This is a genomic window from Halomonas sp. PA16-9 (assembly GCF_009728585.1).
GTDB classification, from domain to species: Bacteria; Pseudomonadota; Gammaproteobacteria; order Pseudomonadales; family Halomonadaceae; genus Vreelandella; species Vreelandella titanicae.
Window position 1 is genome coordinate 2,809,922 of record NZ_CP040451.1, and the last position, 21,394, is coordinate 2,831,315.

General features: G+C 52.8%; 22 protein-coding genes and 2 pseudogenes. 3 read left to right on the forward strand and 21 right to left on the reverse strand.

Going from position 1 to position 21,394, the window contains the following annotated elements; translation table 11 throughout:
• Positions 1-12: 12 nt before the first annotated feature.
• Together FDY98_RS13000 and FDY98_RS13005 are read right to left on the reverse strand one after the other, a co-directional pair.
• Entirely contained in the window at positions 13-354 is a 342-nt protein-coding gene (locus tag FDY98_RS13000) for a hypothetical protein (RefSeq protein ID WP_442907924.1), read from the reverse strand.
• A gap of 3 nt (positions 355-357) precedes the next feature.
• On the reverse strand, positions 358-822 hold the full coding sequence (locus FDY98_RS13005) for a flavodoxin (RefSeq protein ID WP_022523303.1): 465 nt from the start codon (positions 820-822) through the stop codon (positions 358-360).
• A gap of 141 nt (positions 823-963) precedes the next feature.
• Here FDY98_RS13005 and FDY98_RS13010 point away from each other — a divergent pair, with 141 nt between their 5' ends.
• Entirely contained in the window at positions 964-1,176 is a 213-nt protein-coding gene (locus FDY98_RS13010) for a DUF2788 domain-containing protein (protein WP_022523302.1), read from the forward strand.
• 169 nt (positions 1,177-1,345) lie between these two features.
• Here the strand turns inward: FDY98_RS13010 and FDY98_RS13015 are convergent, their stop codons facing one another.
• The 13 genes and pseudogenes from FDY98_RS13015 to FDY98_RS13075 all read right to left on the reverse strand — a co-directional run bounded on the left by FDY98_RS13015 (position 1,346) and on the right by FDY98_RS13075 (position 13,737).
• Positions 1,346-1,645: an integration host factor subunit alpha gene (locus FDY98_RS13015; protein ID WP_022523301.1), complete on the reverse strand. Its 300-nt coding sequence runs from the start codon at positions 1,643-1,645 to the stop codon at positions 1,346-1,348.
• A gap of 128 nt (positions 1,646-1,773) precedes the next feature.
• Positions 1,774-4,155: a phenylalanine--tRNA ligase subunit beta gene (gene pheT, locus FDY98_RS13020; RefSeq protein ID WP_027959584.1), complete on the reverse strand. Its 2,382-nt coding sequence runs from the start codon at positions 4,153-4,155 to the stop codon at positions 1,774-1,776.
• A 26-nt stretch (positions 4,156-4,181) separates the two neighbouring features.
• A complete protein-coding gene (pheS, locus tag FDY98_RS13025; RefSeq protein WP_027959585.1) occupies positions 4,182-5,201 on the reverse strand; it encodes a phenylalanine--tRNA ligase subunit alpha in 1,020 nt (339 codons plus the stop codon).
• A 159-nt stretch (positions 5,202-5,360) separates the two neighbouring features.
• A complete protein-coding gene (rplT, locus tag FDY98_RS13030) occupies positions 5,361-5,714 on the reverse strand; it encodes a 50S ribosomal protein L20 (protein WP_007114344.1) in 354 nt (117 codons plus the stop codon).
• Between the two features lie 64 nt (positions 5,715-5,778).
• Positions 5,779-5,973, reverse strand: a complete 195-nt coding sequence (gene rpmI, locus FDY98_RS13035; protein ID WP_027959586.1) for a 50S ribosomal protein L35 — start codon at positions 5,971-5,973, stop codon at positions 5,779-5,781.
• Positions 5,974-6,055: 82 nt separating this feature from the next.
• Complete coding sequence (gene infC / locus FDY98_RS13040) at positions 6,056-6,547, reverse strand: translation initiation factor IF-3 (protein ID WP_009287797.1); 492 nt, start codon at positions 6,545-6,547, stop codon at positions 6,056-6,058.
• A 60-nt stretch (positions 6,548-6,607) separates the two neighbouring features.
• Entirely contained in the window at positions 6,608-8,530 is a 1,923-nt protein-coding gene (thrS, locus tag FDY98_RS13045; RefSeq protein ID WP_009287796.1) for a threonine--tRNA ligase, read from the reverse strand.
• A 221-nt stretch (positions 8,531-8,751) separates the two neighbouring features.
• Positions 8,752-9,621, reverse strand: coding sequence for an OmpA family protein (locus FDY98_RS13050; RefSeq protein WP_022523297.1), 870 nt, complete (start codon positions 9,619-9,621; stop codon positions 8,752-8,754).
• A 334-nt stretch (positions 9,622-9,955) separates the two neighbouring features.
• Positions 9,956-10,423 carry a DUF2489 domain-containing protein gene (locus FDY98_RS13055; RefSeq protein WP_022523296.1) on the reverse strand — a complete coding sequence of 156 codons (468 nt, stop codon included), beginning with the start codon at positions 10,421-10,423 and terminating at the stop codon, positions 9,956-9,958.
• A 123-nt stretch (positions 10,424-10,546) separates the two neighbouring features.
• The gene (cyoE, locus tag FDY98_RS13060) at positions 10,547-11,464 is read right to left on the reverse strand and encodes a heme o synthase (protein ID WP_022523295.1); all 918 of its coding nucleotides are present in this window, start codon (positions 11,462-11,464) and stop codon (positions 10,547-10,549) included.
• Positions 11,465-11,478: 14 nt separating this feature from the next.
• Positions 11,479-12,530 (reverse strand): annotated as a pseudogene (locus FDY98_RS13065) (COX15/CtaA family protein).
• A 32-nt stretch (positions 12,531-12,562) separates the two neighbouring features.
• Positions 12,563-13,072 carry a hypothetical protein gene (locus FDY98_RS13070; RefSeq protein ID WP_027959588.1) on the reverse strand — a complete coding sequence of 170 codons (510 nt, stop codon included), beginning with the start codon at positions 13,070-13,072 and terminating at the stop codon, positions 12,563-12,565.
• A gap of 5 nt (positions 13,073-13,077) precedes the next feature.
• The gene (locus FDY98_RS13075; RefSeq protein WP_340146549.1) at positions 13,078-13,737 is read right to left on the reverse strand and encodes an SURF1 family protein; all 660 of its coding nucleotides are present in this window, start codon (positions 13,735-13,737) and stop codon (positions 13,078-13,080) included.
• A 58-nt stretch (positions 13,738-13,795) separates the two neighbouring features.
• Between FDY98_RS13075 and FDY98_RS13080 the strand changes: the two genes are divergently transcribed.
• Complete coding sequence (locus tag FDY98_RS13080) at positions 13,796-13,930, forward strand: hypothetical protein (protein WP_340146550.1); 135 nt, start codon at positions 13,796-13,798, stop codon at positions 13,928-13,930.
• 61 nt (positions 13,931-13,991) lie between these two features.
• On the opposite strand, the pseudogene FDY98_RS13085 reads toward FDY98_RS13080, so the two are convergent.
• The 5 genes and pseudogenes from FDY98_RS13085 to FDY98_RS13105 all read right to left on the reverse strand — a co-directional run bounded on the left by FDY98_RS13085 (position 13,992) and on the right by FDY98_RS13105 (position 18,638).
• Positions 13,992-14,850: pseudogene (locus FDY98_RS13085) on the reverse strand (cytochrome c oxidase subunit 3).
• Positions 14,847-15,506, reverse strand: coding sequence for a cytochrome c oxidase assembly protein (locus tag FDY98_RS13090; protein ID WP_022523290.1), 660 nt, complete (start codon positions 15,504-15,506; stop codon positions 14,847-14,849). The pseudogene FDY98_RS13085 and the gene FDY98_RS13090 overlap by 4 nt, the downstream one beginning before the upstream one ends.
• A gap of 41 nt (positions 15,507-15,547) precedes the next feature.
• Positions 15,548-17,179: a cytochrome c oxidase subunit I gene (gene ctaD / locus FDY98_RS13095; RefSeq protein WP_155705895.1), complete on the reverse strand. Its 1,632-nt coding sequence runs from the start codon at positions 17,177-17,179 to the stop codon at positions 15,548-15,550.
• Between the two features lie 45 nt (positions 17,180-17,224).
• A complete protein-coding gene (gene coxB, locus FDY98_RS13100; protein ID WP_009287787.1) occupies positions 17,225-18,337 on the reverse strand; it encodes a cytochrome c oxidase subunit II in 1,113 nt (370 codons plus the stop codon).
• Positions 18,338-18,464: 127 nt separating this feature from the next.
• Positions 18,465-18,638 (reverse strand): DUF2970 domain-containing protein, encoded by a 174-nt coding sequence (locus FDY98_RS13105; protein ID WP_081742603.1) that lies wholly within the window; start codon positions 18,636-18,638, stop codon positions 18,465-18,467.
• A gap of 169 nt (positions 18,639-18,807) precedes the next feature.
• On the opposite strand from FDY98_RS13105, the gene FDY98_RS13110 reads away from it, so the two are divergent.
• Positions 18,808-19,020 (forward strand): hypothetical protein, encoded by a 213-nt coding sequence (locus FDY98_RS13110; protein WP_022523287.1) that lies wholly within the window; start codon positions 18,808-18,810, stop codon positions 19,018-19,020.
• 27 nt (positions 19,021-19,047) lie between these two features.
• Here FDY98_RS13110 and hrpB read toward each other — a convergent pair whose 3' ends face one another.
• Positions 19,048-21,378 (reverse strand): ATP-dependent helicase HrpB, encoded by a 2,331-nt coding sequence (gene hrpB, locus FDY98_RS13115; protein ID WP_340146551.1) that lies wholly within the window; start codon positions 21,376-21,378, stop codon positions 19,048-19,050.
• Between the last annotated feature and the right edge of the window lie 16 nt (positions 21,379-21,394).

The window sequence follows — 21,394 nt, forward strand, 5'->3', positions numbered from 1 at the left end:
ACCACCATAAGCTCAGCGCATGAAGAAGCACCCAAGCGTAGCACCATGAGAAATGAATACCTGCCAACTGATCCAGTCCGTAAACAGCGCATGCCAGCCACCCATCACCACCATTCCCAGCAGCAGCATAACGACTAACCGTTTACATAGTTGTGGCAGACGACGACGCGCCTCCACGGCCAGTAAGCGCCACTGAACAATAGCCGCAAAAGCCACCAGCGCTAAGGCGAAGATAATCAGCGTCTGGCGGGTTTCATGCCCTCCCGCCATGTAGCGCGGCAAAGTTGCCAGCATAACGACACATAAGCCCAGCGCAACGCTGATGCGCTCAGGCGAGGTGGGGGCTCGCTGCATCGCTCAAGCCACCTCTAATTGCTGGGCAACGATCCACTCTTCCACCCAGGGCACAGCAGCATCGTCGGCCATAAAGGTCTCCATGGCATCGATCTCTAGGCGCTCCCCTAAACGCGTCGCGCCATGATCCGCCAGCAGCTCATCAAGCGCGCGGCCAGCGCCACAAAATGTATCACCATACGAGCTATCACCGAGTGCAATGAGTCCGTAGCGAAGTGTGGTAAGCGCAGGACTTTGGTCACGCAACTGCCGGACAAAGGGCACAAAGCTGCCGGGAAAATCACCACTACCAGTGGTCGATACACAAAAAAGCGCCAAATCGGCGTCACCGCTGACAATATCATCAACAGATGGCTGTTCAATAATCTCCACAGCGTAACCGGCCTGTTCAAATAGGGGTTTCACCTGCTCTGCCACATCAAGGGCACCGCCATACATGGTACCCACCAAAATATTTAGCTTCGGCATCGTCACTCCCTGTCAAAGTGTCACAGTGCCAACCGTCAAGTCGACAAATACCTGATGAATTTGCTCAAATATTAACATGGCTGGTTAGAATGAGACACATCGCCCAAACGGGTGACCCACACGCAGCGCACAGGAGTGGCTATGCAGCAAACCTTCGAGGCTTGGATCACCCCGCTAATGATTAGCGGCCTGATCATATTTATGTGTTTTATTATCTGGGATTTGGCCAAAAAATCGAACGCAGGCAAATTTGGTACCATCATGCTGTTTGTGGTGCTCGGCGCAGGCATGCTGGGTTACGTCATTAAGGTGGTGATTACCTGGCTAATCGAAGGTGGCGGCATGCAGGGGTAGCAAAAGCCATCACTCCACAGGCGCGCTTATCACTATACTCATCACAACAACGCCCATCATAAAAGAGAAAAGGAGCGCCCGAAGGCACTCCTTTTTTATGAAGGGGAGTCTTGCATGACACGAGAGCAGCTACTGAACTGAGAGTACCAGCATTTCTCAAACCAAAAGACTATTCACCGCCTTCATAGTGTTCAACCTGCTGCTTAAGCTTTTGCCCTGGGCGAAACGTCACGACTCTTCGAGCAGAAATGGGAATTTCTTCACCGGTTTTGGGGTTACGCCCTGGTCGCTCGCGCTTATCTCGCAGATCAAAGTTACCAAAACCCGATAGTTTTACCTGTTCGTTCTCACGAAGGCAGGCTCTAATCTCTTCAAAAAAAGCTTCGACCATAGCCTTCGCTTCTCGTTTGGACAGGGCTAGCTCTGCATGCAAATGTTCGGCTAGCTCTGCTTTGGTCAACGCACCCATAAGGCTTCTCCTTATCCTTGAAGCAAACACAGCAACAAACGCTCTGTACCAAACGTACAGTAGCAAACGCATTGCCAAGAACGTGATAAGCATCGTGGCGTAGCCCAGGCACTCACATAGCTACTTAATTAGCCGCGCAGCTCAGCATCTAACTTGACACGCACTTGTGTCACAATTGAATCAACCAACTGATTGATTTCCTCGTCGTTTAGCGTGCGCGATGGATGCTGCCAGGTCAAGCCCAAAGCAATACTCTTGTGCTCTTCGGCCACACCTTTACCTGAATAGACGTCAAATAGCTTGATATCTTGCAGATACTCACCTGCTTGCTGCTTGGCGCAATCCAACAGCGCCTGCACAGGAGTCGCCTCTTTGAGTATAAACGCCAAATCACGGCGCACCTCAGGAAAGCGTGATAACGGTTCAAAGGCAGGAATACGGCCTTGGCTAAGCGCATCCAGACGCACTTCGAAGAGCACCGCATCCATCTTCAAGCCAAGCGTTGCGCGCACCTGAGGGTGCAGGGTACCGATCCAACCCGCAGGCTCTCCACGATGCAGCAGCTGCGCACACTGCCCCGGATGAAGGGCCGGGTGCTCTGCAGGCTCAAAGCGCCATGCGTCAGCGTCACCGCCCAAGGCCAGGACACTCTCCAAATCGCCCTTTAGATCGTAGAAATCCACCCGCCCTTTCGCATCACTCCAGCCCTCTGCTTCCCGCGCACCACAGACCAGAGCACCAAGCATCGGGACTTGTGACAACTCATCCAGTTCGCCGTTGAAAACCAGCCCGGTTTCAAACAGCCGCACGCGGGTTTGCTGACGGTTAAGATTATACTCCATGGCGCGCACCAAGCCGGGAAACAAACTAGCACGCATCACAGACAAATCAGCCGAGATAGGGTTAGCTAGCGCGGGGCTTACAGCATCGGGCAGCATGGTCGCTTGCAGCTCAGGAGCCACAAAGCTGTAGGTAATCGCCTCTTGGAAGCCGCGGGCAACCATCTGGCGGCGCAGCTGTGCCTGGGTAAGCGTTGCCTCGTCTGCTGAACGGAGCGCCAAGCGTGCCGCCGGCCGGCGCACCGGCAAATTATTGTAGCCATGGATACGCGCTACTTCTTCGATGAGATCCTCTTCGATGGCCAGATCAAAACGCCAACTCGGCGCAGTGACTGCCCAGCCGGCATCCTGCACGCTGACTTCAAGCCCTAGGCGTTGCAAGATATCAGTTACATCATCACTATCGAGAGCCTTGGAAAGCGCTTTTTCTAACCGTTCACTGCGCAAGAAAATAGCGCGCTCAGCAGGCATACGCTCAGCACTTTGCGCTTCAACAAGAGGCCCTGCTTGGCCGCCGCAGATATCAATCAAAAGCTGTGTGGCGCGCTCAACGGCAACTGGTGTCAATTGCGGATCGACGCCGCGCTCAAAACGGTGCGATGCATCTGTGTGTAGCCCGTAGGAGCGCGCCTGCCCCGCAATGGCAAGCGGAGTGAAGAACGCTGATTCAAGGAAAATAGTCTGGGTATTTTCATTAACGCCGGAGTTTTCCCCACCCATCACACCTGCCATGGCTAGCGGGCCTGAGCTGTCGGCAATGATCAACGTTTCGGGGCGCAGCGCCATATCACTACCATCAAGCAGTGTTAGCCGTTCGCCCGGCTTGGCCATGCGAACCACTATGCCCTCTTGCAGGTTGTGGCGGTCAAAGGCGTGCATCGGCTGGCCCAATTCCAGCATGACGTAGTTGGTAATATCCACCACTGGGTCAATCGAGCGCACGCCACTGCGGCGAAGACGTTCTACCATCCACAGCGGTGTTTCAGCCTTAACATTAACGCCCTTGATTACGCGACCAATATAGCGCGGGCACTGCTCTGGTGCCTCTACGCTCACCGCGAAGCTATCCTCAACCTCCGCGGCCACCGGTGCGATTACGGGCCCGTTAACCGGCAAACGGTTAAGCACGCCGACCTCTCGCGCCATCCCCTTAATACTCAGGCAGTCTCCCCGGTTGGGCGTCAGATCGACCTCAATCGTCATGTCATTAAGATGCATGAACTCTCTGAAATCGCCCCCCACCGGCGCAGATGACGACAGCACCAGGATGCCGGGCGAGGTCTCTTCTTCAAGCCCCAGCTCCGATGCAGAACAAATCATCCCGCGCGATTCAACGCCGCGTAGCTTGGCTTTTTTGATTTTAAAATCACCTGGCAGCACGCCACCCACCTGGGCAAAGGGGATCTTCTGACCAACATCAACATTGGGTGCACCGCAGACAACCTGCACAGGCTCGCCACTACCGTCATCAACGGTGCACACATTGAGCTTATCCGCGTCAGGGTGCTTCTCTTTACTCAGCACCTCAGCCACCACTACACCGCTGAATGCGGCGGCTACCGGCTCAATAGCGTCGACTTCCAAGCCCGCCATGGTGATTTGGTCGGCCATTGCCTGCGTTTCAAGCTGCGGCGAAACCCACTCACGCAGCCACTGTTCTGAAAATTTCATCGTTGATCCTGTATTCGGCGGCGGTCTTAAGCGAATTGACGTAAAAAACGCAGATCGTTTTCAAAGAACAGGCGTAAATCATTCACGCCGTAGCGCAGCATTGCCAAACGCTCAGCCCCCATTCCGAAGGCAAAACCGGTATAGCGCTCGGTATCAATACCCGAGTGACGAAAGACTTCAGGATGCACCATGCCGCATCCCATCACTTCCAGCCAGCCGCTGTGGGAACAGACACGACAACCTGATCCACTACACATCACACACTGAATATCCACTTCGGCGGAGGGCTCAGTGAATGGAAAGTAGGATGGACGGAAACGCACCGAAAGGTCGTCGCGCTCAAAAAATGCCTGCAGAAAGTCTTCGACCGTTCCTTTAAGGTCGGCAAAGCTAACCCCCTCATCGACCAGCAAGCCCTCCACTTGGTGGAACATGGGGGTGTGAGTCAAATCTGAATCGCTGCGATAGACCCGCCCCGGGCAAACGATACGGATAGGTGGCTCACTACTTTTCATAGTACGCACTTGCACCGGCGAGGTGTGAGTACGCAGCAAGCGCGTGGCGTCAAAATAGAAGGTATCAGCCATACCGCGAGCGGGATGGTGCGCGGGAATGTTGAGGGCTTCGAAGTTGTGATAATCGTCTTCAATTTCAGGCCCTACCGCCACGTCATAACCAATACGTGTGAACAGCCCCTCTATGCGCTCAAGCGTACGCGTGACGGGATGCAACCCACCGCTGGCCTGACCACGCCCTGGCAATGTGACATCGATACTTTCAGCGGCCAAACGGGCATTCAGCGCCTCACTTTCAAGCTGTTCGCGCTTAGCATCAATTTCGTCGGCCAGCGTTTGCTTGGCTTGATTAATACGCTCGCCTGCTGCCGGGCGTTCTTCGGCTGACAGCTTCCCCAGGCCCTTCAGCAAGGCAGTTACCTCACCTTTCTTACCTAAGTAGCGTACTCGTAACTCGTCTAGTGCGGCGACACTCTGCGCAGCCTGAATGGCGTCGCGAGCCTCAGATACCAGAGTAGGAAGGTGATCCATCCGTTTCACTCCGAATTAAGCGGTGTCCATCCGTGAAGATGGCGTGGCACGTTGAAGGTGACAAAAAAACAGGGGAAGAGCGGCTGCTCTTCCCCTGGATGGGTCACTCTGAAATGACCTCAGGCACGTAACACGGGCACAAGCCCTATGCATATTACCTTATTGGGCAGCCTTGGCTTTTTCCACGATGGCAGCAAATGCAGCCTTCTCGTGTACTGCCAAATCGGCCAATACTTTACGGTCGATTTCGATACCGGCTTTCTTAAGACCGCCAACAAAGCGGCTGTAAGACATACCGTTAACACGCGCACCAGCGTTAATACGCTGGATCCATAGCGCGCGGAACTGGCGCTTACGATTGCGACGGTCACGGTAAGCGTACTGACCAGCTTTGATAACAGCTTGCTTGGCAACACGGAAAACGCGTGAACGGGCACCGTAGTAACCTTTGGCAAGCTTCAATACTTTTTTATGGCGACGACGCGCTACTACGCCACGTTTAACTCGAGTCATAACACACTCCTGACTTTAAGGCTGAGGCAAAAAAATTGTGCACTCAGAAAAACGAAAACCCGACTTATAGATTCGGCAGCATACGCTGGATGAGCGCTTTATCAGACGCGTGGATCTGCTTCATTCCACGCAATTGACGCTTACGCTTGGTCGATTTCTTGGTCAAGATGTGGCTACGGTGAGACTGCTTGTGCTTAAAGCCATTAGCAGTCTTCTTGAAGCGCTTGGCAGCGCCGCTGTTGCTTTTGATTTTCGGCATGAGGAAAACTCCGCTCGATATTTTTTAGAAAACCCAGGGCCGACCACCGGTTTAACGGTGGCCCGTTGACATCGCCGTTGGATCACTTCTTTTTCGGGGCAATAATCATGATCATCTGGCGGCCTTCCATTTTAGGAAAGGCCTCTACCACTCCGATCTCTTCCAGGTCTGCCGCGATCCTTTCCATCAGCTTACGGCCGATATCCTGGTGCGCCATTTCACGACCACGGAAGCGCAGTGTGACTTTGCCCTTGTCACCACCTTCCAAAAAGCGCGTCAGGTTTTTAAGCTTGACCTGATAATCGCCTTCATCGGTGCCAGGACGGAATTTGACTTCCTTAACCTGGATTTGCTTCTGCTTCTTCTTTTGAGCCGCTTTCTGCTTCTTGGTCTCAAAAACGAATTTGCCGTAATCCATAATCTTACAGACGATGGGATCGGCATTCGAAATTTGCACGAGATCTAAGCTTTCAGATTCAGCACGCTCTAGCGCTTCGGTGGTGGGCACAACGCCCAACTGCTCACCGTCGCTACCAATAAGGCGTACTTCTTCTTCGACAATTCGCTCGTTCATTGGTGGGCGTTTGTCTGCTGGACGCCCGCGCTGGTTGCTTCTCTTGATCGTTCCGTCTCCTTAGGCCATTGACGATGTCGCCAGGGCTGCTCTCTCGGCAGTATGGCGTTCAATAAATTCATCGACCGTCATTGTACCGAGGTTTTCGCCGCTGCGTGTTCGCACGGCCACTGAGTCAGCTTCGACTTCCTTATCTCCCACCACAAGGAGATAGGGAACTTTCTGTAATGTATGCTCACGGATTTTAAAGCCGATCTTCTCGTTCCTCAAGTCCGCTTTAACACGCAAGCCACTTTTTTGCAGACGTTTCTCCAATTCGAGCGCATATTCACGCTGCGAATCGGTGATAGTCATGACAACCGCCTGCTGAGGCGCAAGCCATAATGGCATAGCGCCCGCATAATGTTCAATCAAGATGCCAATGAAGCGCTCCATGGAGCCTACAATAGCACGATGCAGCATTACCGGCGACTTACGCTGACCTTCTTCAGTCACATACTGAGCCCCAAGCCGCTCTGGCATCATAAAATCGACCTGCATAGTGCCGACCTGCCATTCACGCCCCAGACAGTCTTTCATATGATATTCAATCTTGGGGCCGTAGAACGCGCCTTCGCCAGGAAGTTCCTGCCACTCGACGCCACAAGTTTTCAATGCGCTACGCAGCGCATCTTCTGCCCGATCCCAAACCTCATCACTTCCAATGCGCTTTTCCGGGCGAAGAGCAATTTTAATAGCTATATCTTCAAAGCCGAAATCACTATACACCTTTAGCGCTTGGCGATGGAAATCAGTCACTTCAGGCTCAACCTGAGCTTCAGTACAGAAAACATGGCCATCATCTTGCGTAAATGCCCGCACACGCATAATGCCGTGTAAAGCACCTGAAGGCTCGTTACGGTGGCATCCACCAAACTCACCAAAACGAACGGGCAATTCGCGATAGCTACGCAAACCAGAATTAAACACCTGAACATGTCCAGGGCAGTTCATCGGCTTAAGAGCATACTCACGCTTTTCGGATTCAGTAAAGAACATGCCGTCCGCGTAGTTATCCCAGTGCCCTGATTTTTTCCAAAGCGATACGTCCATAATCTGAGGACAGCGTATTTCTTGATAACCACCCTCTTTATAGACGCCCCGCATATATTGTTCGATCTGCTGCCATAGCGCCCAGCCGTTTGGATGCCAGAATATCATCCCCGGCGCCTCTTCCTGCATGTGGAAGAGATCCAACCGACGCGCCAACTTACGGTGATCGCGTTTCTCCGCCTCTTCGAGACGTTTGACGTAAGCCTTCAGCTGTTTTTTATCACCCCACGCGGTGCCGTAGATACGCGTCAACATAGTATTTGCAGCGTCACCGCGCCAATAAGCACCGGCCAACTTGGTCAACTTAAAGGCTTTTAAGTGGCGGGTATTTGGCACATGAGGCCCGCGGCACATATCGGTGTATTCTTCGTGATGATAAAGCCGGATGGTCGCGTCATCGGGAATATCGCGAACAATTTCCTGCTTATAAGGTTCATCGCGGTGTAAAAAAGTCAGCATTGCCTGGTCACGATCAACATACTCGCGTACCACATCGTACTCACGCTCTATCAGTGACTGCATACGCGCTTCGATGGCTTCCAGGTCTTCCGGTGTGACAGATTGACCAAACTCAATATCGTAGTAGAAACCATCTTCAATAACTGGCCCGATGGCCATTTTGGCCTCGGGGTACATCTGCTTAACCGCATGACCAATGAGGTGAGCGCAGGAGTGGCGAATAATTTCCAGCCCTTCAGCGTCACGGGCAGTAATTATCGCCACCGTTGCGTCTTGCTCGATCAGGTCAGCGGCATCTACCAGCACACCATCGATCTTTCCAGCGATACAGGCCTTAGCCAAACCAGGGCCAATGGATTCTGCGAGCTGCATAATGGTTAGCGGTGCTTCAAACGTCTTTTGACTGCCGTCAGGCAGAGTAACAATAGGCATTCAGATTCCTTGAGCGCAGTGGTGATCCATACCAAGGATCACATATCGCTATCAATGGTCTTGGGAGAGGTGTAAATGTACCAACATAAAACAGCAGCAAGACTAGCAGACTTGCCGACCGCTTAAAATAAAAACGGGAGGCATAAGCCTCCCGTTTCTTTACCTGTGGATTGCCGCTAGCACTTTATAACCAAACCGCAAACCTCAGATGATAAGTGAACTTAGTTCCACTCATCCAGTTCAACGCGACGGTTCTGGAAGCGACCTTCTTCAGTCTCGTTAGAGGCGACCGGACGCTCTTCACCGTAACCTACCGCACGCATGCGGTTAGCTTCTACGCCACGGCTCGCCAAGTAGTTAGCAACAGATTGAGCACGCTCTTGTGACAAGTTTTTGTTGTACTCGTCAGAACCGCGTGAATCAGTGTGGCCTTCGATGCTTACGCGAACATCAGGGTTGCTGACCAAGCGCTCTGCAACACCGTTAAGCACGCTCTGAGCGTTAGAGGTTAACTGAGCAGAATCAAACTCGAAGTTAACATCTTCCAGAACTACGCTATCCGGGCAACCCAGGGCGTTCACTTCTACACCAGCAGGAGTGTTCGGGCACTGATCACGGTAATCGGGCACACCGTCGTTATCGGAGTCAAGCGGGCAACCGTTGGCATTAACTTCAACGCCAGCGGGAGTGCCTGGGCACTGATCGCGGTAGTCCGGCACGCCATCACCGTCAGAATCTAACGGGCATCCCTCGGCGTCAACTGCGACACCAGCAGGCACTTCGCCATAGCTCGGGCACTGAGGTGCAACCGGCTCAGGCGTACGATCAGCACATAGCAGACCGCCGATAGCAGCACCAGCTGCGGCACCAGTAGCAGCACCGCTCTCTTCATCAGAACTACTGCTGGTGGCGTAGCCAATGCTGCCACCGATAACGCCGCCTGCCAGACCACATACCGCAGGGTGCTGGTACCAGCTGCGGTCGCTGCTAGCGCTTGCTTGGCCGGAAGACTGTGAGGCCGAGCTGGCACAGCCAGATAGACCTACTACCAGTGCGGAACCGATGAGCAAGCCAGTCGTTGATTTTTTCATGCAAGACTCCTTCTTGATCCAATGCTGAAATGGCCATAAGTGACCAAATCTATCCAATGCTTCTTATTGCGAGAGCATCCATTTTTCGCCTGCTCCATATCGCTGTTGATAGTATCAAGCTCCCAGTACCAATAATCACGTACTAATTACTCAACACCCAGTCGATATAGAGCGATGTGCCTATCATTCACGCTTAAGCGCAGGAAGGCAACAATGCCAAGATATCAACTTCTTGCCAATACCGACATCCTTCAGCATAGCAAAATTGCCGCAATGGGCACTAAAAATTAGCTTGCTATGCTTTTGGGCGGTTTAAACCGCTCAAAACCTGTCATTAATGCAGCGCTTTTCTGCCTTGGGCACGCCATTTCAGCACTGCCCGAGCTGCCTCCAATACGGCATCGCGCATATCATTTTCTACCATCAGCCGCTCTTTGTCTTCCTGCATACGCTCTCGGGGGGACAACTGTTGACGAGCGGTATGGGTATTCAGGTGTTGAGTGCGGCTGTAGTGCTCGGCAAATGCCTTAAATTCAGTTCGTTCCGTTAAACTAGGATCAATGATTTCCAGTAACACCTTGCACCGCCAGGCGCCTTCGGTAATATCGACCTGCTCCTGAACCAGTGCGCTTGCTACATAATCGAGGTTTTCTAAGCTATTTTGTTGGGCGCGAGCGTCTTCATCGCGACGATAAGCTTCTCGACGACTCACCTCTTTGCGTAACGACCATGCGTAGAAACACAACCCTACAATGACTGCAATCGCCACGGCGAGTAATACCAGCGCTACCGTTGAGCTCATGAAACTCCTCATTCAGCGGATAAATTGCTTGACGAAAATTGTACACCCTTATACCACTATTCTGCCAATAGCATCTAGGCTTGCTTCTCTTCTGACTGCATAGCGGTCCAACTCTTGTTTGGATCACCAAGCAAGCGCCGCAGCGTAGTGATCAAGTAATAGCGCCCCAAAAACACCTAATAAATAGCGAATTGAGAACCAGAATGCGCCGATAGGAGCAGCAGGATCCTGACCACGCCACACTCGCCAATTCCACACCATGAAGCGCGCATTCAGGCACAGCACGACCACTAGGTAGAGCGCGCCGCTCATGCCTATCATCACCGGCAGTAAGGTGGCTAACACCGTTAACCACCCATACAGCCAAATTTGCAGCCGCGTAAAAGGAATGCCGTGGGTAACGGGCAGCATAGGGATACCAGCCCGGGCATAATCATCGCGCTTGTGAATGGCCAGCGCCCAAAAATGGGGCGGCGTCCAGGCAAAAATAATCAGCATTAAAAGCAAAGGCTCGGGGGTAATTTGCCCAGTAATAGCGACCCACCCCAGCAGTGGCGGCGCAGCGCCAGCAACGCCTCCAATGACGATATTTTGCGGTGTCGCCCGCTTTAAAAAAGCGGTATAAATCAGCGCATAACCAATTAGGGAGGCAAAGGTTAGCGCAGCCGTTAAATGGTTAACCTGCCACACCAATAGCGCAACACCTGCGACTGAAAGCAAGCACGCCCAACCTAGAGCGATTGCCACGGGTAGACGTTTACTTGCCAAAGGACGACGAGACGTTCGTGTCATTACCGCGTCCAAGTGGCGGTCGATGACATGGTTAAAAGCCGCCGCACCGCAAGAGGCCAAGCCGATACCGGCTAGCCCAAGGACTACGTTCGTCAATGGTGGTAGGCCCGGGGTGGCTAATGCCATTCCTACGGCAGCACACACCAACATAACGGCAACAACTTTCATCTTGCACAGACCAAGGAGCTCTTTCCAGCCCCACACCATAGAAGGCACTGCCGTGGGTAGCGTCATTGTTATATTTCGCATGGCATGCTTCCCTTTTATTGAACGATAACGTTGTTATAAGGTGAATGAGTCGTCGTTGAGTAAACGCCAGCCTCATGATAGCGCCAACGCCACCAGGCCCAAACGAGCCCAACGGCCAACGCAATGGCGCCCGCTGTGTGCAGTAGCGCCAGCCAAAGCGGCAACCAAAGCACCACATTGGCCACCCCAATGCAGCCTGCAGCACATACAAACCGACGACAATCGCTAGCGGCCTTACCACATTCTGCCACTGTCGATAACGCCACCAGAGCACTATTAGCCCGACACCAAGCAACAATGCCCCCAGGCGATGTACCACTTGAATCGCGGTACGTGCATCGGCATGTAAATGCCCATGTAGGTAATTGGGCCCCACGGTCTGGGTAAGATGGAAGCCCTCGCTGATATCCATCGCGGGCATCCACTGGCCATTACAAGTAGGAAAACCTTGGCAGGCAATACCGGCATAATTGCTGGACACCCACCCACCTAGAGCCAATTGCACTACCAGCAAACATGCCGCAATACCCCACCACGCATTCACTCGCCGCGGCTCACTTGTTGGCTTTGGCGCCACAGCGAGGCGTAAGCGAAGATGCAGCCAAAAGAGCAGCAGCAGCACACTCAACCCGCCCAGGAGGTGAAGGGTAACGACTTGAGGCCATAACTTGAGCGTAACGGTGAAGGCACCAAAGGCGCCCTGGAGCAAAATAACCACCAGCAGCATCAAGCTTAGGTGCCATGGGTAATCGCGACGATGACGCAACGGCCAGCCCAAGGCTACAACGCTAACGATCACCAATCCCAGCAGCGTCGCGATATAGCGATGTACCATTTCTACCCACGCTTTAAAGGGCTCCAACGGGACATCGGGATGATGAAGCGTGGCAAGATCATTATCAGGAACTAATAGCTTGCCGTAGCAACCCGGCCAGTCAGGGCAGCCTAAACCAGCATCGACTAAACGCGTCCAGGCGCCTACCAGCATCACTACGGCAGTAAATAGAGTACCTACCAGCGTTAATCGCACTAACCAGCGCAAGCGGCGCTCAAATGAATCGTGCATGGCGTTTCCTTAACAGCAGAGGCTAGCGCGCTTTATTGAGGATTCACTTTAAGTAGATGCTGGATATCCTCGAGCACATCCTCAGTGGCTACGTTGGCCTCAAAGGCCAGTGCTGGTCGCCCCATTGGATCAAGCAGCCAAGCCGAGTTGGCTTGACGCCACGGAGGTAAGTGCTGCCATTCGCTGGTCATTTCTCCTGGCAGCGATTCGGGATCCCCACCAATCCGTAAGCGAGTTAACCTCGGCGCTTCGCGCCCTAAAGCACGGTGTAAACGCCAAAACTCATCTTTACGCTGCTCACACTGCTGAGAGCAGTCAAAGGCCAAGACCCACTCCTCTTGGCTATTGACCGCAGCTATTGTTAAAGGCCACTCGTCAAGCATGGGCAATTCCAGCTCCACATTTCCGTGAGCAGTATGGCGATCGGGAATACCGATGCGTAACTCGACCATTCCCCAAGCAGCGACCATGGGCGCCGCAAAAACGACAAAAATAAGGATTAACTTGAGCCGCTGACGGCGAATATGTCTGGCGTCCTGCATACTTTTCACCTCTGTTTATTTTTATTAACTAAAGCTTTTTTATCAGCGCCATCGCGACGCAGTTTATATCCGCCAATAAACATCACCATCAAGGCCGCCAGTGCCAGCCCCCACCATTGAAAGGCATAGCCCATATGCCGACTGGGCGGCATCACATTGGCTTCCCACCATGGGATTAAGACCCCATCGCCTTCGCTGGCGTGCAACCAGCCTGGGTAACTAAACGTGCCTAGCGAAGCGTGCCAGGGTTCAAGGCTAAGCTGCTGCAGCCTTGCCCCTTCTCTATTTTCCCCATATAGCGGCCCGCCAGACTGTACCTCCTGCCACTCGCCAATCACTTCGACCGTACCGCTGGGTGTGGTTGTCTGCGGCGTTTCGCGACGCGGCCCGGTGGCTAAAAAGCCACGCTGTACCAGCCAAAGCTGCCCGAAACTATCACGCAGCGGGGTTAGTACGGCCACCCCCACTCTTCCGTCTACAACGCGATTATCCAAATAGAGCGTTTGCTCCGCCAAATACTGCCCACGCAACGTTACCTGGGCGCCTTGCGCTGGCTGCTCGGTAGGCTGCACTAAGGTAGGGGCTGCATCGCGAACGGCGATGGCCAACCGCTTGTCATCTGCCCGTTCCCACTGCCATAGTCCTAAACTAATACCTAACGCCACCAGCAAACTCCAAAACAGATACCAACTATAAAAACGCCATTGCCGAGAGGGATTCATCATGTGGTTACAACTACTCATTGCCGCCGTGTTTATTGCGATGGTTATCAGCTTGGCCGTAGGCGCCATTTTCCTGATTAGAGATAACGTCTCTTCCGCCGCCTACTACTCTCTCTCAAATGGAGAATTGGATTAGCCTGTCTGCTCATGGCCCTCATTATTTTCGGCTATTGGTCGGGCCAGTTAGGCTAATGCGGTTATAAGACGTAGACAAAAATAAACAGCCCAACCCACACCACATCAACAAAGTGCCAGTACCAGCAAGAGGCTTCAAAACCAAAATGGTTTTCGTCGCCAAAGTGGCCCTTGATAATGCGTACCAACATGGTGGCTAAAATCAGCGTGCCGATAATCACGTGCACACCATGAAAGCCGGTCAAAATAAAGAATGTTGCCCCGAAAATTCCGGCTTCCAAGGTAATGCCATAATGGGCGTAGGCCTCGTAGTATTCGACACCCTGGATCATGATAAAGCAGCAACCCAATAGCACCGTTCCCGTTAGCCAGTTGCGGCAAGTCTTCCGGTCACCCACTTTTAAAGCTTCGTGTGCAACGGTGAGCGTGATGCTGGAAGTTATCAAAATCAGCGTGTTGACGAGAGGCAGTTGCCACGGGCTAAAGACTTGTTCAGGGCCGGCAATGGATGAGTCCGGTGGATTCAACAACGGCCAAGTGGCGACAAAGTCAGGCCATAGTAATGCGGAAACACCTTTTGCCCCCTCTCCCCCTAACCATGGAATAGCAAACATGCGTACGTAAAACAGCGCGCCAAAAAAGGCGGCAAAAAAATTACTTCCGAAAAAATGAACCAGCCCATCCCCAACGAAATGAGCGATCCATCTGCTCATCATAAAGCCCTCCCCGAGACTCACTAATGACGTCACGGAACCAGAGCCCCATCACCGCAAGAATGCCTACCACACCGATTAACACCAGCGGTAACCCGGTGTCATAAACGAGTTTAATGCCCGTGCCGACCATCATGGCGCCTAGGGCAACCGAGCCGAGAACAGGCCATCGGCTACTCGCCGGAACATAATAGCTACCACTGCTCATATCGCTTCTCCCGCCGCTTTATTGTTTTTAGGCGTGTTACTGAGATTGTTTATAGGGTCGTTTACAAGCTCGTTGTTAGCGCTGCTCTTAAGCGTATTATCCAATGCAGCATTTTGAATCACATGCTCTATCGGGTAGAGGGTATACACCAGTGTAATAGTATTAATATCGTCGGGCAGATCACGCGCTAGCTGGAATACCAACGGTATGGTTAACCGCTCATTACCCTGCAACTGCTGCTCCTGAAAGCAGAAACAGCTGATTTTACGTAGATGCGTCGTGGCAGTAGAGGGAGACACACTGGGCACTGCTCTCCCCCAGCTTTCGCTACTGCTATTATTGGTGAAGGTAAAATCGACTTCCGCCATTTGCCCGGGGTGCACACTCATCTGGCGCATTTCAACGCTCATTTGCCACGGCAGGCCCGGGCTACCACGCGTGATAAATTGCACATTTATATAGCGCGACTCATCGACTTCTTCGTGCACGACGCTCTTCGCAGTGGCGTCCACCTTGCCGTTAATACCAGTAATGCTACAAAAAACGTCATAAAGCGGCACTAGTGCAAAGGCAAAGCCAAACATGCCTATCAATACGGCGATTGTTCTAATAACCGTGCGGCGCACACCTACCTTTGCCTGCTCTTGGCTATCCATAACACCTCTTAGGCCAGTGACCCATGTGCTTTATGTCATTGCTAGTGGGACGTACGATGAAACACTGGCGGCGTTTCAAACGTATGCAGTGGTGCTGGACTAGGCACCGTCCATTCTAAATCCTCGGCCCCCTCCCAGGCTTTTGCTGGCGCTTTTTTGCCACCGCGCACGCACAGTATGACGCCCAATACAAAGAGCAGTTGAGATGCGCCAAAGAAGAAGGCACCGATGCTTGAGAGTAAATTAAAGTCCGCAAACTGAAGGGCGTAGTCAGGGATCCGCCGCGGCATTCCCGCCAAGCCTGCGAAGTGCATGGGGAAGAAGGTTAGATTGACACCAATAATCGAGAACCAGAAGTGCCACTGGGCCAGCTTCTCATTGGGGTAATGCCCGGTCCATTTAGGCAGCCAGTAATAGACCCCCGCCATAATCGCAAAGATTGCCCCCGGGACTAGCACATAGTGAAAGTGGGCAACGACGAAGTAGGTATCGTGATACTGAAAATCCGCCGGTGCAATCGCCAACATAAGCCCTGAAAAACCACCAATGGTAAACAGCACCACGAAAGCCAGAGCAAACAGCATCGGCGATTCAAAACTAATCGAGCCGCGAAACAGTGTGGTTACCCAGTTAAATACCTTCACGCCGGTTGGCACGGCGATCAGCATGGTGGAATACATAAAGAACAACTCTGCCACCAAAGGTAGACCCACTATAAACATATGGTGGGCCCAGACTAAAAATGACAGCAGTGCAATGGCCGCAGTGGCGTACACCATGGAAGCGTAACCAAACAAAGGCTTACGCGCGAAGGTGGGGATAATCGCTGAGACAATACCAAAAGCTGGCAGAATCATAATGTATACTTCGGGATGCCCAAAGAACCAGAATAGATGCTGGAACAACACCGGATCCCCACCACCTGCCGCATCAAAGAAGCTGGTGCCAAAGTTGATATCCATCAACATCATCGTGATGACACCCGCTAGCACCGGCATTACCGCAATTAATAGGAAAGCGGTAATCAGCCATGTCCATACGAATAGCGGCATATCCATTAAACGCATACCCGGCGCACGCATATTTAAAATGGTCGCGATGATGTTGATGGCACCGAGAATAGAACTAATACCGGCAATATGTAGCGCAAGAATAAAGAAAGTTGTCGAAGGTGGAGCAAAATTCGTCGACAGCGGTGCATAAAACGTCCAACCAAAATTAGGGCCGCCGGGCATGAGTAGCGTTGAAAGTAGCAGTGTGAATGACACAGGAAGAAGCCAAAAACTGAAGTTATTCAACCGAGGTAACGCCATATCTGGCGCGCCAATCTGTAGCGGTATCATCCAGTTGGCTAAGCCGGTAAAAGCAGGCATTACCGCACCAAACACCATGATCAAGCCATGCATGGTGGTCATCTGATTGAAAAATTCAGGCTCGACCAGCTGCAGGCCGGGCTGGAAAAGCTCGGCCCTGACCACCAGGGCAAATATCCCTCCGATGAAAAACATCGTCAGCGAAAAAATCAAATAAAGGGAGCCAATCTCTTTATGATTGGTGGTCAGTAGCCAGCGAAAAATGCCTTTCGGCGGCGCAGCATGACCATGGGACTGCCCATCGGCGACGGCCGTGGTGCTATGTTGCAGCGGTGGCTGAGGAGGTAGTTTGGGCGCCATGTGTCTCTCCGAAATATTGTTGTCTAATTGAGTGGCAAACCAACATCACTGGGCAATTAACTCAGCTACTGCAGAGGGCTGCACGACATCACCCGTATCATTACCCCAGGCGTTACGCGTATAGGTGACCACAGCCGCTATCTCAACAGGGTTTAAGGTGCTACGGAAAGCAGGCATAGCAGCACCCGATACACCGTTGACGACCCTATCTAGATGCCAATCCACATCATTGATGAGCTGTTCGTTATTTGCCAACGCGGGAAAGGCGGGTGGAGAACCTTGGCCTTCGGCCTGATGACAAGAGGAGCAGATCGATTGATACACTGATTCGCCGCGCTCAACTAGCTCATCCATTGCCCATTCACGGTCAACCCCCATGGCTTCCTGCTCAGCAGCCTCTTTGCGCTCAGCTAGCCAGCCATCAAACTCCTCCTCCTCCACAGCGTGCACCACCACAGGCATAAAGCCGTGGTCGATACCGCACAGCTCAGCGCACTGCCCGCGGTAAATCCCCGGCTCGTTGATCTTCACCCAATTCTCATTGATAAAGCCGGGAATCGTATCCTGCTTAACCGCTAAATCCGGCACCCACCAAGAGTGAATAACGTCATCTGAGGTCATTAGAAAGCGCACTTTACGATTTATCGGCAGCACCAGCGGCTCATCAACCTCTAATAGGTAGTGCTCTCCGCGAGTTTCTTCTCCGCTGATTTGCGTTCTCGGCGTACTCATATTAGAGGTGAATGCCACATCTTCCCCCAGGTATTCATAGCGCCAACGCCACTGCTGGCCGGTAATCATTACATCCAACTCGGCGTCTGATGAGTCATACATGTTTTTTAAAGTTGCGGTGGCGGGCACCGCCATACCTACCAGGATCAAGATAGGGATAGCTGTCCATAACACTTCCACACTAGTGTGCTCATGAAAGTGGGCGGCCTTTGCACCTTTGGAATGGCGATAGCGAAACAGGGAGTAGAACATTGCCCCAAATACCACCAATCCAATCACGACACATATCCAGAATATGGTCATGTGCAGGCCGTAAATATCGCTACTCACATCGGTAACGCCGACAGGCATGTTCCAACCGTTCGTTTGAGCCTGCGATCCACTTGCAGCAAGGGATACGGCCATTAGCCACCACCGTGAACGCATAGAGACCTCCAGTTTTATTGTTGTTATTTCTTATCGTTAGATTAGGGTAGGATGAAATTAGATATTAGCAGTATAGAAAATATGTGCGATTCGTCACGCTTTGCTTATTTAACGCTATCAACGCTTTTCAGCGGGCCGCAAACATGGCCAAAAAAACAAGCATCAAAACGAACAGTAGCGTGATCACCACCCCCGTAACGAGGTAGGCTGCGGGCCTGCCACTGCTAAAGTCCTCTTCCCGCTTTTGATTACTTTGAACGCCTAGTAGGGCTGCTAACACTGACTTGACTACAGACCACATACCACCTCCGGTTTTCTTTGGCTCTCGTATCAGTCTAAGGCTGAAGGGTTAGCCACTATTATCATAGACCTACATAAGCATTTACAGCCACGTAAATGACCACCTATAGTTTCTCAATGTGAGATACTCAGCCAATTCTCAGGATCAGCGCCACCCAATGGAGTGCCTTATGCTCAAGCGCCACCTCGCCTTACCCATCACACTGTTTTTGATCATTCCACTGCTGCTGGCAGGCTGCACGACTTACACTTGGCCGGATGGGTCTAAGGAAACCGTCATCGGCGTAGTGCCTGAAGAAGAGAATCAACGCTATGAGGAAGAACGCGTAGATGGCGTGCGCTATCGCATTCCCGATGAAATCCCGGAAAAGCGCAGCGAGTAATTATCGGAGTCGAAGCAGCGAAACCGGTCACGCCTTTCGCTTGGTATGCGCAGTGGCGGGTGCTGTCAGTGGGTCTTCAGGCCAGGGATGCTTTGGATAGCGACCGCGCATCTCTTTGCGTACTTCAGGATAACCCTTCTGCCAAAAGCTAACCAAGTCCTGGGTGACTTGCAACGGCCGACGCGCGGGAGAAAGCAGGTGAATCATTACGGCAACGGCACCATCGACAACGGTGGGCGTTACCCGCCAGCCAAAGGCCTCTTGCAGTTTCAACGCTAACACAGGTGGCCGCTGGGAAAGGCACGGCAGGTAGTCTAAGCCAACCTGTTTGCCGCTAGGAACCTCAAGCGCTAATGGGGTTAACTGCTCGAATTCACGTTGTGCTTCCCAGCTCAGTGAATTGAGCAAATAGCGCTCTAGCGGCAATTTCTCAATTTGACTCAACCGTTTAATACCGATTAGGTAAGGGGTTAGCCAGTTCTCTAATGAGGCTAATAGCGCTGGCTCGGACCAGTCGGGCCACTCGTCCCCCTGGTACTCGCGAAGTAGCGCCATTCGCCCGCGCAACTGCTGTAAATTATCGCCAAATAACTGCTCGGGCCGCTGGCGTAGTGCATTCAATAGCGCCTCTTTCACCGCCTCCTCGGGTAAGTGTGCTAGAGGTCGTTTGGCAATGACGAGGCTGCCGTGAGCTTGCACCTCTTCACCAATTAAACGGCCCTGTTCTTGCGACCACGCCACTCGTGGCTGCCATTGGCGAATACCAGGATATAGCGAAAGCAGCGACTCAAGTGATAGCGGTTCGCCTGAGATGATCCGCGCCTGGTCGCCAGCCGCACTATTTAATGCGACAGCGACAACGTAGTCTTGATGCGCCAACGTATCGTTTAACGGCAGCGTAGCGGTTTTGCCATTGGCAAGCCGAAACTTACCCGGCTCAATTGACTGGCCAAGGCGCTCAGGGTACGCCAGCGCTAAGAGCGGCCCAAGCGGTACTAGCACGGCGTCATTAAGTGCCACTCCTGCTCGCTTAGCCAGCCTAAGCGCTTCGCGATGCCAACTGGGGAAGCGTTTAGGCTGACGAAGACGCAGTGCTAACGCATCATGCAGGGATCGCTCGTTGCTGTCGCGCTCTTCAAGGAGTGCCGCTATTCCACAGGCTAGTGGTACAGTATTAAACTCTGAAGCCCGCTCCAGCATCACGGCAACTCTCGGTTCAACTGGCCATTTGGCACAGCGGCTACCTAGAGGAGTAAGCTTATGCTCATGATCTAACACGCCTAGTTGCTGGAGCAGCGATTGGCCACTGCGCCAGGCTCCCTCCGGCGGCGGCGTTACCCAGCTTAGCGATTGGGGTGATGCGATGCCCCAGCACGCCAGTTCGAGCACTAGCGATGAGAGATCCGCTTGCTGAATTTCAGGCTCACCATAAGGCGCCAACGTCTGCTCCTGGGCCCAGAGCCGAAAACAACTGCCTTCCCGCTGACGCCCTGCACGCCCCCGACGCTGATCGGCACTGGCGCGATTGATCCGCCGGGTCGTTAAACGGGTTAGCCCGGTACGCGGCTGAAAAAGTGGCACCCGCTCCAGGCCACCGTCAATCACCACATTCACACCATCCACGGTAATGCTCGATTCGGTGATGGCGGTGGAGACGATAATGCGCTGTTTCGATGTATTCGCCGCCAAGGCTGCCTGCTGTTCAGCAATACTCATTCTGCCGTGCAGCGGCCGAATCGCCAGATGGGGCAGCTTTTTTTCCAGCGCCTGAACCAAGCGATTAATTTCGGCGACACCGGGCAAGATTACCAGTATGCCTTGAGTACCAGGCAGTGATAGCGCTTCCTCAACCACCCGAAGTGCGTGGCTAATGCTCTCCTCACCACTCAGGGAAGGACGATAAGCCGTCGCCACAGGATACTGACGCCCATGGCACTCAATAACAGGTACTTGCTCGCCCAACACCCGCTTGAGCGCTTCGACATCCAAGGTTGCAGACATCACCAGTAGGCGCAAATCATCGCGAATACTGGTCTGCACATCCAGCGTTAGCGCCAATCCCACATCAGCTTCTAAACTGCGTTCATGGAACTCATCAAAAATGATCCCGGCAACGCCTTCTAACAGCGGGTCATCTTGCAGCATGCGAGTGAGTACGCCCTGGGTGACTACTTCCAAGCGGGTTTGCGCGCTCACACAGCTATCACCGCGCATGCGATACCCCACCGTTTGGCCAACGTCTTCACCCAATTGCCGGGCCATAAAGCTGGCTGCCAAACGCGCAGCTACACGACGAGGCTCAAGTAACAGTAGTTTTTGCCCTTTGACCCACTCTTCTTCAAGTAAACAGAGCGGCACGCGGGTGGTTTTACCC

Excerpts from the sequence above, each read along its gene's own strand:
- FDY98_RS13000 (WP_442907924.1), bottom strand. The coding sequence starts at position 354 with ATGCAGCGAGCCCCCACCTCGCCTGAGCGCATCAGCGTTGCGCTGGGC.
- FDY98_RS13005 (WP_022523303.1), bottom strand. The coding sequence starts at position 822 with ATGCCGAAGCTAAATATTTTGGTGGGTACCATGTATGGCGGTGCCCTT.
- FDY98_RS13010 (WP_022523302.1), top strand. The coding sequence starts at position 964 with ATGCAGCAAACCTTCGAGGCTTGGATCACCCCGCTAATGATTAGCGGC.
- FDY98_RS13015 (WP_022523301.1), bottom strand. The coding sequence starts at position 1,645 with ATGGGTGCGTTGACCAAAGCAGAGCTAGCCGAACATTTGCATGCAGAG.
- pheT (WP_027959584.1), bottom strand. The coding sequence starts at position 4,155 with ATGAAATTTTCAGAACAGTGGCTGCGTGAGTGGGTTTCGCCGCAGCTT.
- pheS (WP_027959585.1), bottom strand. The coding sequence starts at position 5,201 with ATGGATCACCTTCCTACTCTGGTATCTGAGGCTCGCGACGCCATTCAG.
- rplT (WP_007114344.1), bottom strand. The coding sequence starts at position 5,714 with ATGACTCGAGTTAAACGTGGCGTAGTAGCGCGTCGTCGCCATAAAAAA.
- rpmI (WP_027959586.1), bottom strand. The coding sequence starts at position 5,973 with ATGCCGAAAATCAAAAGCAACAGCGGCGCTGCCAAGCGCTTCAAGAAG.
- infC (WP_009287797.1), bottom strand. The coding sequence starts at position 6,547 with ATGAACGAGCGAATTGTCGAAGAAGAAGTACGCCTTATTGGTAGCGAC.
- thrS (WP_009287796.1), bottom strand. The coding sequence starts at position 8,530 with ATGCCTATTGTTACTCTGCCTGACGGCAGTCAAAAGACGTTTGAAGCA.
- FDY98_RS13050 (WP_022523297.1), bottom strand. The coding sequence starts at position 9,621 with ATGAAAAAATCAACGACTGGCTTGCTCATCGGTTCCGCACTGGTAGTA.
- FDY98_RS13055 (WP_022523296.1), bottom strand. The coding sequence starts at position 10,423 with ATGAGCTCAACGGTAGCGCTGGTATTACTCGCCGTGGCGATTGCAGTC.
- cyoE (WP_022523295.1), bottom strand. The coding sequence starts at position 11,464 with ATGCGAAATATAACAATGACGCTACCCACGGCAGTGCCTTCTATGGTG.
- FDY98_RS13070 (WP_027959588.1), bottom strand. The coding sequence starts at position 13,072 with ATGCAGGACGCCAGACATATTCGCCGTCAGCGGCTCAAGTTAATCCTT.
- FDY98_RS13080 (WP_340146550.1), top strand. The coding sequence starts at position 13,796 with ATGTGGTTACAACTACTCATTGCCGCCGTGTTTATTGCGATGGTTATC.
- FDY98_RS13090 (WP_022523290.1), bottom strand. The coding sequence starts at position 15,506 with ATGGATAGCCAAGAGCAGGCAAAGGTAGGTGTGCGCCGCACGGTTATT.
- ctaD (WP_155705895.1), bottom strand. The coding sequence starts at position 17,179 with ATGGCGCCCAAACTACCTCCTCAGCCACCGCTGCAACATAGCACCACG.
- coxB (WP_009287787.1), bottom strand. The coding sequence starts at position 18,337 with ATGCGTTCACGGTGGTGGCTAATGGCCGTATCCCTTGCTGCAAGTGGA.
- FDY98_RS13105 (WP_081742603.1), bottom strand. The coding sequence starts at position 18,638 with ATGTGGTCTGTAGTCAAGTCAGTGTTAGCAGCCCTACTAGGCGTTCAA.
- FDY98_RS13110 (WP_022523287.1), top strand. The coding sequence starts at position 18,808 with ATGCTCAAGCGCCACCTCGCCTTACCCATCACACTGTTTTTGATCATT.